The 18,109-nt window shown below is 60.4% G+C and carries 15 protein-coding genes; 13 read left to right on the top strand and 2 right to left on the bottom strand.

What is annotated here, in order from left to right:
• Positions 1-221: 221 nt before the first annotated feature.
• From AAIS01_RS14540 to AAIS01_RS14505, 8 genes are all read left to right on the top strand, one after another.
• Positions 222-1,076, top strand: a complete 855-nt coding sequence (locus AAIS01_RS14540) for a MurR/RpiR family transcriptional regulator (protein ID WP_343469526.1) — start codon at positions 222-224, stop codon at positions 1,074-1,076.
• A gap of 2 nt (positions 1,077-1,078) precedes the next feature.
• Positions 1,079-1,723: a cysteine hydrolase family protein gene (locus AAIS01_RS14535; RefSeq protein WP_343469525.1), complete on the top strand. Its 645-nt coding sequence runs from the start codon at positions 1,079-1,081 to the stop codon at positions 1,721-1,723.
• Positions 1,720-3,072 carry a type I glutamate--ammonia ligase gene (locus AAIS01_RS14530; protein ID WP_343469524.1) on the top strand — a complete coding sequence of 451 codons (1,353 nt, stop codon included), beginning with the start codon at positions 1,720-1,722 and terminating at the stop codon, positions 3,070-3,072. Before AAIS01_RS14535 ends, AAIS01_RS14530 begins: the two co-directional genes overlap by 4 nt.
• Positions 3,056-3,808, top strand: coding sequence for an N-formylglutamate amidohydrolase (locus AAIS01_RS14525; protein ID WP_343469523.1), 753 nt, complete (start codon positions 3,056-3,058; stop codon positions 3,806-3,808). Before AAIS01_RS14530 ends, AAIS01_RS14525 begins: the two co-directional genes overlap by 17 nt.
• Positions 3,809-3,877: 69 nt before the next feature.
• Positions 3,878-5,227 carry an APC family permease gene (locus tag AAIS01_RS14520; protein WP_343469522.1) on the top strand — a complete coding sequence of 450 codons (1,350 nt, stop codon included), beginning with the start codon at positions 3,878-3,880 and terminating at the stop codon, positions 5,225-5,227.
• Positions 5,228-5,338: 111 nt separating this feature from the next.
• On the top strand, positions 5,339-6,355 hold the full coding sequence (locus tag AAIS01_RS14515; RefSeq protein ID WP_343469521.1) for an arginine N-succinyltransferase: 1,017 nt from the start codon (positions 5,339-5,341) through the stop codon (positions 6,353-6,355).
• Between the two features lie 61 nt (positions 6,356-6,416).
• Complete coding sequence (gene astA / locus AAIS01_RS14510; protein WP_343469520.1) at positions 6,417-7,451, top strand: arginine N-succinyltransferase; 1,035 nt, start codon at positions 6,417-6,419, stop codon at positions 7,449-7,451.
• Between the two features lie 226 nt (positions 7,452-7,677).
• Positions 7,678-8,547, top strand: coding sequence for an isocitrate lyase/PEP mutase family protein (locus AAIS01_RS14505; RefSeq protein ID WP_047228462.1), 870 nt, complete (start codon positions 7,678-7,680; stop codon positions 8,545-8,547).
• Positions 8,548-8,780: 233 nt separating this feature from the next.
• Here AAIS01_RS14505 and AAIS01_RS14500 read toward each other — a convergent pair whose 3' ends face one another.
• Positions 8,781-10,010, bottom strand: a complete 1,230-nt coding sequence (locus AAIS01_RS14500) for an acyl-CoA dehydrogenase (protein ID WP_343469519.1) — start codon at positions 10,008-10,010, stop codon at positions 8,781-8,783.
• 190 nt (positions 10,011-10,200) lie between these two features.
• Here AAIS01_RS14500 and AAIS01_RS14495 point away from each other — a divergent pair, with 190 nt between their 5' ends.
• The 3 genes from AAIS01_RS14495 to AAIS01_RS14485 all read left to right on the top strand — a co-directional run bounded on the left by AAIS01_RS14495 (position 10,201) and on the right by AAIS01_RS14485 (position 12,780).
• A complete protein-coding gene (locus AAIS01_RS14495; protein WP_343469518.1) occupies positions 10,201-11,133 on the top strand; it encodes a LysR family transcriptional regulator in 933 nt (310 codons plus the stop codon).
• Between the two features lie 207 nt (positions 11,134-11,340).
• A complete protein-coding gene (locus AAIS01_RS14490) occupies positions 11,341-11,742 on the top strand; it encodes a MerR family transcriptional regulator (protein ID WP_343469517.1) in 402 nt (133 codons plus the stop codon).
• 138 nt (positions 11,743-11,880) lie between these two features.
• Positions 11,881-12,780: a hydroxymethylglutaryl-CoA lyase gene (locus AAIS01_RS14485; RefSeq protein WP_343469516.1), complete on the top strand. Its 900-nt coding sequence runs from the start codon at positions 11,881-11,883 to the stop codon at positions 12,778-12,780.
• A gap of 654 nt (positions 12,781-13,434) precedes the next feature.
• Here AAIS01_RS14485 and AAIS01_RS14480 read toward each other — a convergent pair.
• Positions 13,435-15,132, bottom strand: a complete 1,698-nt coding sequence (locus AAIS01_RS14480) for an AMP-binding protein (protein WP_343469515.1) — start codon at positions 15,130-15,132, stop codon at positions 13,435-13,437.
• Between the two features lie 188 nt (positions 15,133-15,320).
• Between AAIS01_RS14480 and AAIS01_RS14475 the strand changes: the two genes are divergently transcribed.
• Both AAIS01_RS14475 and AAIS01_RS14470 read left to right on the top strand, forming a co-directional pair.
• On the top strand, positions 15,321-16,484 hold the full coding sequence (locus AAIS01_RS14475; protein ID WP_305389225.1) for an isovaleryl-CoA dehydrogenase: 1,164 nt from the start codon (positions 15,321-15,323) through the stop codon (positions 16,482-16,484).
• Between the two features lie 12 nt (positions 16,485-16,496).
• Positions 16,497-18,104, top strand: a complete 1,608-nt coding sequence (locus AAIS01_RS14470) for a carboxyl transferase domain-containing protein (protein WP_343469514.1) — start codon at positions 16,497-16,499, stop codon at positions 18,102-18,104.
• The last annotated feature ends 5 nt before the right edge of the window (positions 18,105-18,109 follow it).

The raw sequence follows: 18,109 nt of genomic DNA, 5'->3' as shown, positions 1-18,109 counted from the left end.
CAAATAACCGAGACAAAAAGGCGTTATGTCTTACATCGTCAGAGGCATCAACTGACGTAACGGATCTACGTGATCAAGTCCCCGTCCTACAAGGATTTCGCACTACTTTCGAGCATTTTAAACAGAACGTAAAAAGCGCTGGACATGTAGTACCTGCTACATAAATACTATTTTCAGGAGTTATGAAAGAAATCCAACACCCATCCAGGCAAGGAGCACGGATGCCGCCTCTTAGAGACCTGATGACCGATCCGGGCCTGGTTTTGACGCCGTCGGAACGCAAGGTCGTACGGGCCCTGCTTGATCATTACCCGCGCAACGGCCTGGGGCCGATGTCGCGTCTGGCCGATCATGCTGGCGTCAGCGATCCGACGATCGTGCGGCTGGTGAAAAAACTCGGATTTGGCGGTTATGCCGAATTCCAGGATGCGCTGCTCAGTGACATGGACCATCGCCTGCGCTCCCCTCGCACCCTGTTGCAACCGCGGGCCAAGTTGCAGCAAGGCGACACCTGGAGCCAGTACCTGGCCACCAGCCAGCGTATCCTCACCGACACCCAGGCCCTGACTCAACCCGAAGACGTGCGTATTCTCGTGCAATGGCTGCTCGACAGCCGGCATCAGGTGCATTGTTTTGGCGGGCGTTTCAGCAGCTTCCTTGCGCAATACCTGCTCAACCACTTGCGCTTGCTGCGTGCGGGTTGTTTTGCCCTGGAAGACAACGCTCAGTTACCCGATCGGTTGTTCGACGTGCAACGCCAGGACGTGGTGCTGATTTTCGATTATCGGCGCTACCAGGCCCAGGCCCAACGCGTGGCCAGCGCGGCGAAGGCGCGCCATGCGCGGGTCGTACTGTTCAGCGACGTCTACACCTCACCGCTACGCGAACTGGCCGACCTGATCATCAGCGCTCCGGTGGAATCGATCTCGGCCTTCGACAGCCTGGTGCCGGCGCTGGCCCAGGTCGAAGCGCTTATCGCCTGCCTGACCCTGCAATGCCCTGATCTGGCCGAGCGCCTGGAAGGTATCGACACCTTGCGCACGGAGTTCAACACGCACCTGCTGGAGGAAAAATAAGGATGTTCTCGCTCCCCCACCACTCCCCTCGGGATTTGCCATTCACCCGTGACCATACGGCCCTGTTGCTGGTGGACATGCAACGCGCCTGGCTGGAACCGCAATTCGATGCGCACCTGGTCACGCCCGAGGCCGACTATTTCATCCGCCGTGCCCGCCAGCAGGTGATTCCCAATCAGCAGCGCCTGCTCGAAGCGGTGCGTACAGCGCGGCAAAACGTGTTGCACACCCACATACAGAGCCTGACCGCCGATGGTCGCGACCGCTCGCTGGACCACAAGTTGTCGGACATGCACCTGCCCAAGGGCAGCCCGCAAGCGCAAATCATTGCCGAGCTGACGCCGCAGGAAAACGAAATCGTATTGCCCAAGACCTCTTCGGGGGTCTTCAACTCCACCAACATCGACTACGTGCTGCGCAACCTGCAGACCCGTCATCTGATCATCGCCGGTATCGTCACCGACCAGTGCGTCGACATGGCCGTGCGCGACGCCGCCGACCGCGGCTATCTGGTCACACTGGTGGAAGACGCGTGCGCCACTTACACCGAACAACGCCATCTGGCCTGCCTGAACGCGATCAAAGGCTATTGCTGGATCACCGATACCGACACCGTACTGGGTCGTTTGCAGGAGATGCAGCCATGAGCCGTCTCGAGCCCGGAACACCCCTGGCACCGCTGCCCATGTCCACGCTGGTCTGCACCGACCTGATCGGCGTAACCCGTGGGCGCTCGTTTCCCAGTGATGAACTGCCCCATTACGTCGACGCCGGTTGTGGCTGGGTGCCGGCCAACAGTGCGCTGACGCCCCAGGACATCATTGCATCGGCCAACCCATGGGGGGCTTATGGCGACCTGCGACTGATCCCGGACCTGTCCAGTCGGGTAACGGTCGACAATGGCCCGGATGCCCAGGCACCCGCCCTGGATTTCATTCATTGCGATGTGCGGGAAACCGACGGTCGGCCCTGGTCCGCTTGCCCTCGCACCTTGCTGCACGACGAAGTGCAACGTTATCGCGCCGAGTTGGGCTTGCAGGTGTTCGCCGCGTTCGAGCATGAATTCAGCCTCCACACCCCCTCCCCCCAACCGGATCGCCTCGCCTTCAGTCTTCAGGCCCAGCGCCAGCAGGCCGGGTTTGCCGGTTGGTTGCTCAGCGCATTGCGGGCAGGCGGCGTCGAACCGGAAATGTTCCTGCCGGAATACGGCAAGCATCAGTATGAAATCACCTGCCGCCCGACCCTGGGCGTGGCCGCCGCCGACCGTGCGGTGAACGTGCGGGAAATCACCCGGGAGATCGCCCGGCAGATGGGCCTGGAGGTGAGTTTCGCCCCCAAGATTTCGGAACACGCCGTGTGCAACGGCGTGCATTTGCACATGAGTCTGCAAGACCTGGACGGCGTCCCCGTGCTGCATGATGCTGGCGGCGCCAACGGCCTGTCGGGCCTGGGCCAGCATTGGGCGGCCGGGGTGCTGCACTACCTGCCCGCCCTGTGCGCAATCACCGCACCGACGCCAGTGTCCTACGAACGTCTGCAACCCCATCACTGGAGCGCCTCCTACGCCTGCCTGGGGCAACGTAACCGCGAAGCGGCGCTGCGCATCTGCCCGACGGTAAGCGTGAGCGGCAAACCGCTGGCGACCCAGTACAACCTGGAATTTCGCGCCATGGATGGCACCGCTTCGCCGCACCTGGCGCTGGCGGCGCTGTTGATCGCCGGGCGACTGGGCATCGAGCAACGGCTGGCGCTCACGGCGGTCACCGATGAAATACCCGATGAATTGAACGAAGAACAACGTCGTGCCCGTGGCATTATCGCCCTGCCGACGACCCTGGCCCAGGCGCTGGATTGCCTGCGCCACAGCGGGGCGCTGTTCGAAGCCCTGCCCGGCCCGCTGGTCGAAACCTATTTCGCCTTGAAGGCCCAGGAGCTGGCCTTGACCCAGGCGCTGTCACCTGCCGAGCTGTGTGAGCACTATGCGCGAATCTATTGAATGTGCTGAATCGGGCCTTTATACCGGGCCGGCCTATCGCTTGATCCGGGAAGACGCCGAACACCCGTTGATCCTGGTGTGCGAACACGCCGACCGTTTCATCCCCGCAGCGTTGAACGATCTTGGCCTGGATGAGACCGCGGCCCAGGAGCACATTGCCTGGGATATCGGCGCCCTGGCGCTGGCCGAACGACTGTCCGAAACCCTGGGAGCGACCTTGCTGGCAGCGACCTATTCACGGCTGCTGATCGACCTGAATCGTCCGCTTCACGTACCCGACAGCATCCCGCCCCAGAGCGAGATCTACCAGATTCCGGGCAACCAGTCGCTGGATGAGGCCACCCGCGAATATCGCCAGCGGTGCCTGTTCCATCCCTTCCATGATCGACTGCGAGCGTTGATCGACCAGCGTCTGGCCGACAACCGGACGGTGCGGGTGGTGGGCATCCACAGTTTTACGCCGGTGTTCTACGGCCAACCGCGCGCCCTGGAAGCCGGCGTGCTGTTCGGCGAAGCCAAGGACTATGCCCAGCGCATCGTCGACGGCCTGAGCGGGCACTCGCTGCGGGTAGCCGGCAACCAGCCATACAAGATCAACCCCTTGACCGATATGACGGTTCCGGTACATGGCGATGGACGCGGTCTGGATTCGGTGTTGATCGAAGTGCGCAACGACCTGCTACGCAGCCCGACAGCGGTGCAAACCTGGAGTGCTTACCTGGCGCCATTGTTGTAGGAAAGCAGCGACAAGGTTTGAGCGACAAGCAAGAACACCCCCACACACAGCTGAGAAGGAGAACGGCTTATGAGTATCGAGGCATTTGGCTACAAACAGGAGTTGAAGCGCAGCCTGTCGCTGACGGACCTGGTGGTGTACGGGATGATTTTCATGATCCCCATCGCACCGTTCGGCGTGTATGGCTACGTCAATGCCGAGGCGCCGGGGATGGTGCCGTTGGCGTATATCATCGGCATGGTGGCGATGCTGTTCACGGCCTTGAGCTACGGCAGCATGGCCAGGGCTTTTCCGGTGGCCGGCTCCGTCTATTCCTACGCGCAACGGGGCCTTAACCCACACGTGGGCTTCATCGCTGGTTGGCTGATGCTGCTGGACTATCTGCTGATCCCGCCCCTGCTCTATGTCTACGCCGCCATGGCGCTGAACCACCTGTACCCGGAGGTTCCCAAGGTCGGTTTCATTCTGGCATTCCTGGTCAGCGCGACCTTCGTCAATCTGCGGGGCATCACCTTCACCGCACGAATGAACATCATTTTCCTGCTGGCACAACTGATGGTGCTGGCCATCTTCCTGTTCTACGCCTGGAATGCCTTGCAGGGTGGCGCCGGTAACGGCCAACTGACCCTGGCGCCGCTGTACAGCCCGGAGCGTTTTGATTTCGCCCTGTTGATGCAGGCGGTGTCCATCGCCGTGTTGTCGTTCCTGGGCTTCGATGCCATTTCCACCCTGGCCGAAGAAATCAAGAACGATCCGGGGCGCAGCGTGGGCAAGGCAGCGTTGATCACGCTGCTGGTGATGGGGGTGATTTTCGTCGTGCAGACCTGGATTGCCACCGACCTGGCGGCCGGCATGGGCTTCAAATCGGCCGATACCGCGTTTTATGAAATCGCCGAGTTGGCGGCCGGCAGTTGGCTGGCCACTTTGACCGCCGTCGCCACGGCGCTGGCCTGGGGCGTGGCCGTGGCGATCACCTCGCAAGCGGCGGTATCACGCCTGTTGTTCGGCATGGCCCGGGACGGCAAGTTGCCCAAGGTGCTGGCCAAGGTCCATCCGAAACATAACACCCCATACTTGAGCATCTATCTGGTAGCGGTGCTGTCGCTGTTGATCTGCTACCTGTTCATCGATGCCGTGGACACCCTGACCTCCCTGGTCAATTTCGGCGCCTTGAGCGGCTTCATGTTGTTGCATATCACCGTGATCAACCATCACTGGCGCCGCCAGCGGTCCGGCCAGGTGATTCGCCACCTGGTCTGCCCTTTGATCGGCTTCGCCATCGTCGCGGCCATCATGTACAACATGGGCGTGGATGCGCAGAAGCTCGGCCTGATATGGATTGCCGCAGGCCTGGTCTATCTGGCCGTGCTCAATAAGTTCGGCACCGATACTGCCCTGCCTGACCCTGCGGGACAGTGAGGATCGGCGGTCGAAGGGGTTCGACCAGCCGTCGTCACAATGCGTGGACATCGACAGTGATCGTCAAGCCCGGTGCACGTCACCGGGCTCTTTGGAAAAGGAGTGCAATCCATGCTGGCCTTACGTCCAGTTCAATTAAGCGACCTGCCGCAATTGCAGCAACTGGCCCGTGACAGTCTGGTGGGCGTCACATCGCTTCCCGACGATACCGAACGCCTGAGGGACAAAATCCTCGATTCATGTGCCTCGTTCGAGACCGACGTGCAGAGCCCTGGCGCCGAGAATTATTTCTTCGTCCTGGAGGACCTGGCATCCGGGCAACTGACCGGCTGTTCCGAGATCCTCGCCAGCACCGGCTGCAATGAGCCGTTCTACAGCCTGCGTCATCGCCCGTTTACCAGCGAGTCGCGAGAACTGAACATCCAGCACGGCGTACCCGCGCTGTCGCTGTGCCAGGACCTCAATGGCCAGACGCTGCTGCGCGGCTTTCATATCGACGCCGAACGGGTACGCACGCCGGAATCGGAGTTGCTGTCCCGGGCGCGGCTGATGTTCATCGCCGCCCATCCGCAGCGTTTTGCCGAATCAGTGATCACCGAGATCGTTGGCTTCAGCAGCGATGACGGTCAGTCACCCTTCTGGGATGCCGTCGGCCAGCATTTTTTCGACCTGCCCTACGCCGAAGCCGAACGCTTGTGCGGTCTGCAGAGCCGCACCTTTCTCGCCGAACTGATGCCGCAATACCCGATTTATGTACCCATGCTGTCCCAGGCGGCCCAAGCCTGTATCGGCCGAGTGCATCCCGACGGCCAGGAGGCCTTCGACATCCTGGAGCGCGAGGGTTTCGAGACCAACAGCTACGTGGATATCTTCGACGGCGGGCCGACACTGCATGCTCGTGTGGCGAACATCCGATCGATTACCCAAAGCCGTATAGCCACGGCCCGACAATGCTCAAACATTGACCTGGGCGGGCGCTTTCTGCTGAGCAACGACGGCTTGAAGAATTACCGGGCCATCGTGGCCGAGCTTGACGTCATTGCCGAGGGCACCGTGTCCCTGACACCGCAAATGCTGGCAGCACTGGACATCACGGCCGACGAACAGATCCGGGTGGTCGCGTTATGAACCTCACTCGCCCCCTTGCCTGGCATCAGCGCCCCGACTGGCACGATGAAGGAGCTGCATCATGATTGTCCGTCCGGTCGCTCTGACGGATTTGCCCGCCTTGCTGGACCTGGCCCATTGCGCAGGCCCCGGGTTCACCAGCCTGCCGGCCAACGAAGAACGTCTGGCCCATCGAGTGCGCTGGGCCCAGCGCACCTTTGCCGGACAAGTCGAGCGCGCCGATGCCGATTACCTGTTCGTGCTCGAGGACGATGACCGGCAAGTGGTTGGCATCAGCGCCCTGACCGGTGCGGTCGGGCTGCGGGAGCCCTGGTACAACTATCGGGTTGGCATCACCGTCAGCTCCGCGCCTGAACTGGGCATCCAGCGGCAGATACCCACGCTGTTCCTCAACAATGAGATGACCGGGCAATCGGAGATCTGCTCCTTGTTCCTGCACCCGGAACAACGCCGCGGCCATAACGGGCGCCTGTTGTCCCTGGCGCGCCTGCTGTTCGTGGCCGAGTTTTCCCAGCTGTTCGGTGAAAAGCTGATCGCCGAGTTGCGCGGACACGCCGACGAGCACGGCTGCTCACCGTTCTGGGACAGCCTGGGCCGACACTTCTTCCAGAAAGACTTCAGCTACGCCGACCAATTGTCCGGCATGGGCAACAAATCCTTTATCGCCGAGCTGATGCCACGCCAACCCCTGTACACCTGCCTGCTCACCGAACAGGCCCAGGCGGCCATCGGCAGGGCCCACCCAAATACCGAGCCGGCCCTGAAAATCCTAGGCGCCGAGGGGTTTACCCATAAAGGCTACATCGACATTTTCGATGGCGGCCCGGTGATCGAGGCGCCGGTAGCGAATATCCGCACCGTGCGCGACAGCCAGTCGCTGACTCTGGAAATCGGCACCCCGGATGACCAGGCACCGGTCTGGCTGATCCATAACCGACGGCTGGAAAGCTGTCGCGTCACCAGTGCCCGAGCACACCTGCACGGCCACAGCCTGCTGGTGGACCGTCTCACCGCCAAACGCCTGCAAATGCAACCCGGTGACACGGTGCGCGCCGTGGCGTTGCTTAAACAGGGGCGGCAGGCGGTGGCGGCGTAGGCCTGGTTCGAGCACAAATATCTCGTCCACTGAAACGCGTTAACCACCGACCCTTTGCCGCACCCTGGTCACGTCAATCATTGCGTGCAACCTGTCGAGTTGCTGTTCAATCCGGCATCGCCCATGCACATTCGTCATCATCTTTGAACCTTGCCCGTGATAGCCTTTGGATCTTTCGGCGTTGACACTTTTGCTCAAGCCTTTCCATTCCAATGGTGGAACTCATATGCCCAGGCTTTCCCATCAAGACTTGCGTCGCAACTTTCGCCAACTGCTGGCGAGCGAAACCTGTTACCACACCGCCTCGGTGTTTGATCCGATGTCAGCGCGTATCGCCGCCGACCTGGGTTTTGAAGTAGGGATACTGGGAGGCTCGGTCGCGTCGCTGCAAGTGTTGGGGGCGCCGGACTTTGCCCTCATCACACTCAGCGAATTCGCCGAGCAGGCCACGCGCATCGGTCGCGTAGCCCAACTGCCGGTGATTGCCGACGCCGATCACGGCTATGGCAATGCCCTGAACGTGATGCGCACCATCATCGAACTCGAGCGCGCCGGCGTGGCGGCCCTGACCATCGAAGACACGCTGCTGCCGGCCCAGTTCGGCCGCAAATCCACCGACCTGATCGGCGTTGCCGAAGGCGTCGGCAAGATTCGCGCGGCGCTGGAAGCCCGGGTCGACCCGGAAATGGCGATCATTGCCCGCACCAACGCCGGGATCTTACCGGTCCAGGAAATCATCAGTCGGACCCAGCAATATGAACGTGCCGGCGCCGACGGGATTTGCATGGTGGGTGTGCAGGACTTCGACCACCTGGCGCAGATCAGCGAAAACCTGAGCGTGCCGTTGATGCTCGTCACCTATGGCAATCCATTGCTGCGTGACGACAAACGCCTGGCAGAGCTCGGCGTGCGCGTCACCATTGATGGTCACGGTGCCTACTTCGCCGCGATCAAGGCCACCTATGACAGCCTGCGCGAACAGCGGCAGATCTTCACCCAGGCGTCGGACCTGAGCGCCACCGAGCTGACCCACACGTACACCCAGCCCGAGGACTACATCCGTTGGGCCGAGGAATACATGAGCGTCAAGGAGTGAGCTGACTTCCCGCGTCACATTGCAGGACGCATCGCGAGCAGGCTCGCTCCCACAGGGTCATCCATTAATGGACGCCTGCAATCAACAGTAGAAGCGGGCTTGCTCGCGAATGCGGTTTGTCTGAACAGTTGATGTTGAATGTGCCTGCGTCTTCGCGAGCAAGCCCGCTCCCACAGAGAATGGCAGTGGGCTCTGGACTGGCTCATCCAATAGAAAGCCGCTAAACGAAGCCTTCAACGCCCGCTACGCAACATCTCCTTGGGCACGTACTTGCCGAGTTCGAACTTGCCGATGGCGGCGCGGTGCACTTCATCCGGACCGTCGGCCAAGCGCAAGGTGCGTTGCATGGCGTACATGTAGGCCAGCGGGAAATCGTTGGAAACCCCGGCGCCACCATGGATCTGGATGGCCCGGTCGATCACCTTCAGGGCCACGTTCGGGGCAACGACCTTGATCTGGGCGATCTCGCTCTTGGCGACCTTATTACCGACGGTGTCCATCATGTACGCCGCTTTCAAGGTCAGCAGGCGCGCCATGTCGATTTCCATCCGTGAGTCGGCGATCTTGTCGACGTTGCCGCCCAGGCGCGCCAATGGCTGGCCGAAGGCGGTGCGGCTGACGGCACGTTTGCACATCAACTCCAATGCACGCTCGGCCATGCCGATGGAACGCATGCAGTGGTGGATCCGGCCCGGGCCGAGGCGACCCTGGGCAATTTCAAAACCACGCCCTTCGCCCAGCAAGACGTTTTCGTACGGCACCCGCACATTATCGAACAACACTTCAGCGTGGCCGTGGGGCGCATCGTCGTAGCCGAACACCGGCAGCGGACGGACGATTTTGACCCCAGGCGTATCCACCGGCACCAGAATCATCGAGTGCTGGGCATGGCGCGGCGCGTCGGGGTTGCTCAGGCCCATGAAGATCAGAATCTTGCAGCGCGGATCGCAGGCTCCTGAGGTCCACCACTTCTTGCCGTTGATCACCCACTCGTCGCCATCGCGCTCGGCGCGGGCGGCCATGTTGGTGGCGTCCGAAGACGCAACGTCCGGCTCGGTCATGGCGAAGGCCGAGCGGATCTCGCCGCGCAGCAGCGGTTCCAGCCAGCGTTGTTTTTGTTCTTCATTGGCGTAACGCACCAGCACTTCCATGTTGCCCGTGTCCGGCGCCGAGCAGTTGAACGGCTCCGGCCCCAGCAACGAACGGCCCATGATCTCTGCCAGCGGCGCGTATTCGAGGTTGGTCAGGCCAGCGCCCAGCTCAGACTCGGGCAGAAACAGATTCCACAGCCCCTCGGCTTTGGCCTTGGCCTTGAGCTCTTCCATGATGGCGGTGGGCTGCCAGCGGTCGCCTTCGGCCACTTGTCGTTCGAACACTGCTTCAGCCGGGTATACGTAGGCGTCCATGAACGCGGTGACACGTTCACGCAGTTCCTGAACCTTGGGGGAATACGCAAAATCCATGAGAAGCACCTTCTTGGCAGAGGTTGTTTTTAGGTCATGAAATCGATGCTAGTTCAGCTACGAAAATTTACCTAACCTATTCTCGGCATGTATTAACATTCATCACCGATATATGGTTCACTGATTTGCATCGCCACCCGGCACCTCACAACAAGCTTGAGAACAAGCCCAATAACAAGAGTGCAGCGCCATGAATCTGAGCAAGGTCGACCTCAACCTTTTCATCGTCTTTGATGCGATCTACACCGAAGCCAACCTGACCCGCGCCGGGCAGATCGTCGGCATCACTCAGCCGGCGGTGTCCAATGCCCTGGCGCGTTTGCGCGAGACCTTCAATGACCCGCTGTTCGTGCGCACCGCCCAGGGCATGGTGCCCACGCCCATGGCCCAGAACATCATTGGCCCGGTGCGCAATGCGTTGTCGCTGCTGCGGGTGTCGGTGCAGGAAAGCCGAATTTTCAACCCGCTGCAGGCGGTAAAGACTTACCGCATCAGCATGACCGACCTCACCGAAGGCGTAATCCTGCCGCTGCTGTTCCAGCGCCTGCGACGCCTGGCGCCGACCGTGGCCATCGAGAGTTTCCTGTCCAAGCGCCGTGAAACCACCAAGGAGCTGGCCGCCGGTCGCCTCGACTTCGCCGTCGACGCGCCCCTCAATACCGACCCGCAAGTGCGCCACGTCAAGCTGATGGAAGACCGGTACGTGTGCGCCATGCGCAAGGGCCACCCCTTGGCGGGCAAGGAAAAGCTCAGCCTCGATGATTACCTGGCCCAGACTCATGTGCATATTTCCAGCCGCCGTAACGGTCTGGGGTATGTCGACCTCGCGCTGGGCAAGATGGGCATCCAGCGCAAGATCGCCCTGCGCTCCCAGCATTATTTGATGGCGTCCCAAGTGTTACAGCAGACCGACATGGTCATGACCGTGCCCGAACGTTTTGCCCGTCGTCACGATCTGCATGCCTTTGTATTGCCAGTCAACGACGTGCCACCGGTGGAAACCCATCTCTACTGGCATGAGAGCACCGACCAGGATCCGGCCAACCGCTGGATGCGCGAACAGATGATCGAGCTGTGCCAGCAAGTGACCGCTCATGAGAAGAAGCTTGATAAGGTGGTGTAAAACTTAGGGCCGCGTCATCGTTCTTCGCGAGCAAGCCCGCTCCCACATTGGACCTGCAGTGCAGGCAACATTTGTGTACCACGCAGAACCTGTGGGAGCGGGCTTGCTCGCGAATAGATCTGTACAGGCAACGCACCTACGACTGCTTGACGCGAACGTCAACCTGCCAGTAGTTTAGCGCCAGCCCCTTTCGTTTCGAGCGCTTCCATGAGCAGCCAGACCTACAGCATTTCCGATCTCGCCCGCGAACTGGATATCACCACCCGCGCCATCCGCTTCTACGAAGAGCAAGGCCTGCTGAGCCCGGAGCGGCGTGGTCAGGAACGCATTTATTCGCCTCGGGACAAGGTCAGCCTGAAGCTGATCCTGCGGGGCAAGCGCATCGGTTTTTCCCTGGCCGAATGTCGTGAACTGATCGAACTCTACGACCCCACCAGCGGCAATCAGAAACAGCTGCACAGCATGCTGGCAAAGATCACCAAGCGCCGGGAGCAGCTCGAACAGCAACTGCTGGACATCGAACAGATGAAACTGGAACTCGACACCGCCGAAGAACGCTGCATCCAGGCCCTGGAGCAGACGATCAAAGGCCAGGAATTCATCCAATAACGACGCCAATCCCATGTGGAAGCGGGCTTGCTCGCGAATGCAGACTTACATTCAGCTCATCTGGCGACTGTCATACTGCTTTCGCGAGCAAGCCCGCTCCCACATTGGATCGGCGCACTCAACTACAGGTCAATCCCCATGTCCCTCCCCTCCTTTGTACGCCTGATTGAAGTCGGCCCTCGCGACGGCCTGCAGAATGAAGCACAACCCATCAGTGTCGCCGACAAAGTGCGCCTGGTGGATGCCCTGAGCGCCGCCGGCCTGGGTTACATCGAAGTCGGCAGTTTTGTCTCGCCCAAGTGGGTGCCGCAAATGGCCGGCTCCGCCGAAGTTTTCGCGCAGATCCAGCGCAAGCCCGGCGTTACCTATGGTGCCCTGGCGCCGAACCTGCGGGGTTTTGAAGACGCACTGGCGGCCGGCGTCAAAGAGGTCGCCGTATTCGCCGCCGCGTCCGAAGCGTTCTCCCAGCGCAACATCAACTGTTCCATCAAGGAAAGCCTTGAGCGCTTCGCGCCGATCATGGAAGCCGCCCAGCAGAACGGTGTCAGCGTGCGCGGTTACGTCTCCTGCGTGCTGGGCTGCCCGTACGAAGGCGCGGTCAAGCCCGAACAAGTGGCGTGGGTCGCCCACGAACTGTACGCAATGGGCTGCTACGAAGTGTCCTTGGGGGACACCATCGGCACCGGCACCGCTGGCGCCACACGCAAGATGTTCGAGGTAGTTTCGGCACAAGTGCCCAGGGACAAGCTTGCCGGGCACTTCCACGACACCTACGGCCAAGCCATGGCCAACGTCTACGCCAGTCTGCTGGAAGGCATCGCCGTGTTCGACAGCTCTATCGCAGGCCTGGGCGGTTGCCCGTATGCCAAGGGCGCCAGCGGTAACGTCGCCACCGAAGACGTGTTGTACCTGCTCAATGGCCTGGGCATTGACACCGGCGTCGACCTGGACGCGCTGATTGCTGCCGGCCGACAGATCTGTGCCGTGCTGGGTCGCCCGACCGGTTCGCGGGTAGCCAAGGCTCGCGCGGCACATTGAGGTGTTACCGCACCGGGGTGTAACAACGGCGAAACGAGTAACACGGAAACAATTTGTCAGGTTTGGCCTGACTGCTTTTTCTGACAGAATCTATAACTTGTTGATTTTAATCACATTTTAAAAGTTGGCACGACACCTGCTATATCTCTGGCATAACAAGAATAAAAAAAAGCGACAAACCCAATAAAAACAAGACGAAACGACTCTGACATAACAAAAACAACACGGCAGAGGCGCAGCTAACAGATTTTTTTGGAGAAGATGTGCTTTTCAGGGTGCTTTCAGGAGTCACCCGCAACCGGGCAGAGAACAATAAAACTACCCTCAGGTAGCCCCCGAATCGGTTGGATCGCAAAGCGAAAAAGCAGATCAGCGCTCAAAAAAATACGTTTGCTCTTGATCCCGGATGGGGATCACCGAAACAGCGGTAAAGGGTCACGGCTGCTAAAAACAACAATAGGCCGCCCCTCAATAATAAAAAAAGAGCACGTGACGACAAAATTAAAGGGGAGCTTCGGCTCCCCTTTGTGCTGTCTGGCGTTTGCTGTTTTCTTGTAGAAGCGGGCTTGCTCGCGAAAGCGGTGTGCCAAGCGACCTAAATGTTGACTATGCCGCCGTCTTCGCGAGCAAGCCCGCTCCCACAGAGGATCTTGTTCAGCCTTCTTTATCACGCAGTTCTTCGATGCTGATCTCGCGCATGCGAAATTTCTGGATCTTGCCGGTCACGGTCATCGGGAACTCCTCGACGAACTTGAAATGACGTGGCGTCTTGAAGTGGGCAATGCGCTCTTTGCACCAGGCTTGCAACGCTTGTTCGGTGGCGCTGTGCTCGGGGTGAAACTTGATCCAGGCGACGATTTCTTCACCGTAGCGCGAGCACGGGATGCCGATCACCTGCACATCAGCAACGGCGGGGTGAGTGAAGAAAAACTCTTCCAGCTCACGCGGGTAAATGTTCTCACCACCCCGGATGATCATGTCCTTGTTGCGTCCGACGATGCAGACGTAACCCTGTTCGTCCATGCTCGCCAGGTCGCCGGTGTGCATCCAGCCGTCCCGATCGATGGCGTCGGCGGTGCCCTTGGGGTTGTTCCAGTAACCGAGCATCACGCTGTAGCCACGGGTACACAACTCGCCAATAGTGCCACGGGGAACGATATTGCCAGCCTCGTCGACGATCTTGCTTTCCAACTGTGGCTGGGTGCGGCCGACGGTGGTGACGCGCAACTCCAGTTCGTCTGACGGACCGGTCTGCAACGACACCGGGCTGGTTTCCGTCATGCCGTAGGCAATCTGCACTTGCGCCATGTGCATCTCGCTGATGACCCGGCGCATCACCTCAATGGGGCAAGTGGCCCCGGCCATGATCCCGGTGCGCAGGCTGGACAAATCAAAATCGCCTCGTTGCGGCTGATCCAGCATGGCGATGAACATGGTGGGCACGCCATACAGCGCCGTGGCGTGTTCTTCGGCCACGGTACGCAGGGTCAGCAACGGATCGAAGGCGTCGCTGGGGTAGATCATGGTGCTGCCGTGGGTCATGCAGCCCAGATTCCCCATGACCATGCCGAAGCAATGGTAGAGCGGCACCGGGATCACCAGTCGCTCACTGGCCGTCAGGCCCAGGCTTTCGCCGACCATGTAACCGTTGTTGAGGATGTTGTGATGGCTGAGGGTTGCGCCCTTGGGGAACCCGGTGGTGCCGGAGGTGTACTGGATATTGACCGGGTCATCATGATGCAGGCTGGCCTGGCGCTCGACCAGTTGCTCAGGCGAAACCGCAGCGCCAAGGGCTGCCAGTTGCGACCAGGGCAAAAAACCTGAGGGGGGTTGAGCATCCAGACTGATGACCCCGCGTAGCTCCGGCAGACCCTCGCTGTGCAACTGACCTATCGACTGCTGCGCCAGCTCAGGTGCAAGCGCTTGCACCATGGCGTGATAATCCGAGGTTTTGAACGCTGCGGCGCAGACCAGCCATTGGCAACCCGACTGCTTGAGCACGTATTCGAGTTCGGAACTGCGATACGCCGGGTTGATGTTGACCAGAATGACACCGATCTTCGCACTGGCGAACTGGCTGATGCACCACTGAGCACAGTTGGGGGCCCATACGCCCAAACGGTCGCCGGCTTTCAAGCCCAGCGCCAATAGGGCTCGGGCGTGCAAGTCGACAGCGTCGGCCAGTTGCCGCCAGGTATAACGCAACGATTGGTGGCGAACCACCAACGCCTCGCCATCGGGATACCGGGCCACAGTCTGATCGAAGGCCTCGCCGATGGTCTGCGCCAGTAGAGTCTTGTCCTGAGAGCCGCGGGTGTAGCTGAGCTGCGATTGCGAACCGGGTTGATCCATGATGACCCCTCTTGTCTTTATTAGTGGGTGTATCGGTGAACCTGCTGACTCAAGCGCACTTACTGTGGCGCAAGTTGACGTTAACGTAAAGGGTGATTGACAGCCATTCGTCACAGGCTTACGTTAACGTAAAGGTGAGAGCCAATCCCCCCCTCTCCATACCCGACAAAAAAGCCAAAAGGTGTCCCATGAGCTACCCATCCCTGAACTTTGCCCTCGGCGAAACCATCGACATGCTCCGTGATCAGGTTCAGTCCTTCGTCAAAGCTGAGCTGGCGCCACGGGCGGCACAAATAGACATCGACAACCTGTTCCCCGCCGATATGTGGCGAAAATTCGGCGACATGGGCCTGCTGGGCATCACCGTCCCGGAAGAATATGGCGGCGCTGGTCTGGGCTATCTGGCCCACGTTGTGACCATGGAAGAAATCAGCCGCGGCTCGGCCTCGGTCGCCCTCTCCTACGGTGCTCACTCCAACCTTTGCGTCAACCAGATCAACCGCAACGGCAATCACGAACAGAAAACCAAGTACCTGCCCAAGCTGATCAGCGGCGAACACATCGGCGCATTGGCCATGAGCGAACCCAACGCCGGCTCAGACGTGGTGTCGATGAAGCTGCGGGCCGACAAGCGCGGCGATCACTACGTGCTCAACGGCAGCAAGACCTGGATCACCAACGGTCCCGACGCCAACACCTACGTGATCTACGCCAAGACCGACCTGGAAAAAGGCCCCCACGGCATTACCGCCTTCATCGTCGAGCGCGACTGGAAGGGCTTCAGTCGCAGCAACAAATTCGACAAGCTCGGCATGCGCGGCTCCAACACCTGCGAGTTGTTTTTCGATGACGTCGAAGTCCCGGAAGAAAACATCCTCGGGGTGCTCAACGGCGGCGTGAAAGTGTTGATGAGCGGCCTCGATTACGAGCGTGTCGTGCTGTCGGGCGGCCCTACCGGGATCATGCAGGCCTGCATGGACCTGATCGTGCCGTACATCCACGACCGCAAGCAGTTCGGCCAGAGCATCGGCGAGTTCCAGTTGATCCAGGGCAAAGTCGCGGACATGTACACCCAACTCAACGCCAGCCGCGCCTACCTTTATGCCGTGGCCCAAGCCTGCGAGCGCGGCGAAACCACCCGCAAGGACGCCGCCGGGGTCATCCTCTACAGCGCCGAACGCGCCACGCAGATGGCCCTCGACGCCATCCAGATTCTGGGGGGTAACGGCTACATCAATGAATTCCCGGCCGGTCGCCTACTGCGTGACGCCAAGCTGTACGAAATCGGTGCCGGCACCAGTGAGATTCGTCGGATGTTGATCGGTCGTGAACTGTTCAACGAAACCCGCTAAACGGAGCTGTCCATGGCCACGCTGCATACCCAGCTCAATCCGCGCTCAGCGGAATTTATTGCCAACCGCGAAGCGATGCTCAAACAGGTCGATGCGCTGTACACCTTGCTCGCTCAGGTTCAACAAGGTGGCGGCCCCAAGGCGCAGGAACGCCACACCTCGCGGGGCAAACTGCTGCCCCGTGAGCGCATCAACCGCTTGCTCGATCCCGGTTCGCCGTTTCTGGAAATCAGCCAACTGGCGGCCTACCAGGTGTATGGCGAAGATGTCCCCGCCGCAGGCGTGATTGCCGGGATCGGCCGTGTCGAAGGCGTCGAGTGCATGATTGTCGCCAACGACGCGACGGTAAAAGGCGGTTCCTACTATCCGCTGACGGTGAAGAAACATCTGCGAGCCCAGACCATCGCCCAGCAAAATCGCCTGCCGTGCATTTATCTGGTGGATTCGGGCGGTGCCAACCTGCCGCGCCAGGACGAAGTGTTTCCCGACCGTGAACACTTCGGACGGATCTTCTTCAATCAGGCAAACATGAGTGCCATGGGCATTCCACAGATTGCCGTGGTCATGGGTTCCTGCACCGCCGGTGGCGCCTACGTGCCGGCGATGGCCGACGAAGCGATCATGGTCCGCCAGCAGGCGACGATCTTTCTCGCCGGACCACCGCTGGTAAAAGCGGCCACCGGTGAAGTGGTCAGTGCCGAAGACCTGGGCGGTGCCGATGTGCATTGCAAGATTTCTGGCGTCGCCGATCACTATGCCGACAACGATGAACATGCCCTGGCCATTGCTCGGCGCAGCATTGCCAACCTCAACTGGCGCAAGCTCGGCGAAGTGCAGCAACGTGCCCCCATCGCCCCGCTGTACTCGAGCGACGAGCTGTACGGCGTCGTGTCGGCCGACGCCAAGCAGCCTTTTGACGTACGTGAAGTGATTGCGCGGCTGGTGGACGGTTCTGTGTTCGATGAGTTCAAGGCGCTGTTCGGGACGACGCTGGTATGCGGTTTTGCTCACGTGCACGGCTACCCGATCGCCATTCTCGCCAACAACGGCATCCTCTTCGCCGAAGCCGCACAGAAAGGCGCGCACTTCATCGAGCTGGCCTGTCAGCGGGGTATCCCGCTGCTGTTCCTGCAAAACATCACGGGTTTCATGGTCGGGCAGAAATACGAAGCCGGCGGCATCGCCAAGCACGGCGCGAAGCTGGTGACGGCGGTGGCCTGCGCCAAGGTGCCGAAATTCACGGTCATCATCGGCGGTAGCTTTGGGGCCGGCAACTATGGCATGTGCGGCCGCGCCTACGACCCGCGGTTCTTGTGGATGTGGCCGAATGCGCGGATTGGCGTGATGGGGGCCGAACAGGCCGCTGGCGTGCTGGTGCAGGTCAAGCGCGAACAGGCCGAACGTAGCGGCCATCCGTTCAGCGCCGCCCAGGAAGCTGAAATCAAACAACCGATTCTCGACCAGTACGAAGAGCAGGGTCACCCCTACTATTCCAGCGCGAGGCTGTGGGACGACGGCGTCATCGACCCGGCCCAGACCCGCGATGTACTGGGCCTGGCCTTGTCCGCGTCGTTGAACGCGCCCATCGAACCGAGCCGCTTCGGCGTGTTCCGGATGTAAACGGG

This window comes from Pseudomonas halotolerans, assembly GCF_039581215.1.
Taxonomy (GTDB): Bacteria; Pseudomonadota; Gammaproteobacteria; order Pseudomonadales; family Pseudomonadaceae; genus Aquipseudomonas; species Aquipseudomonas tehranensis.
This window is presented reverse-complemented; position numbering and strand designations above follow the sequence as displayed.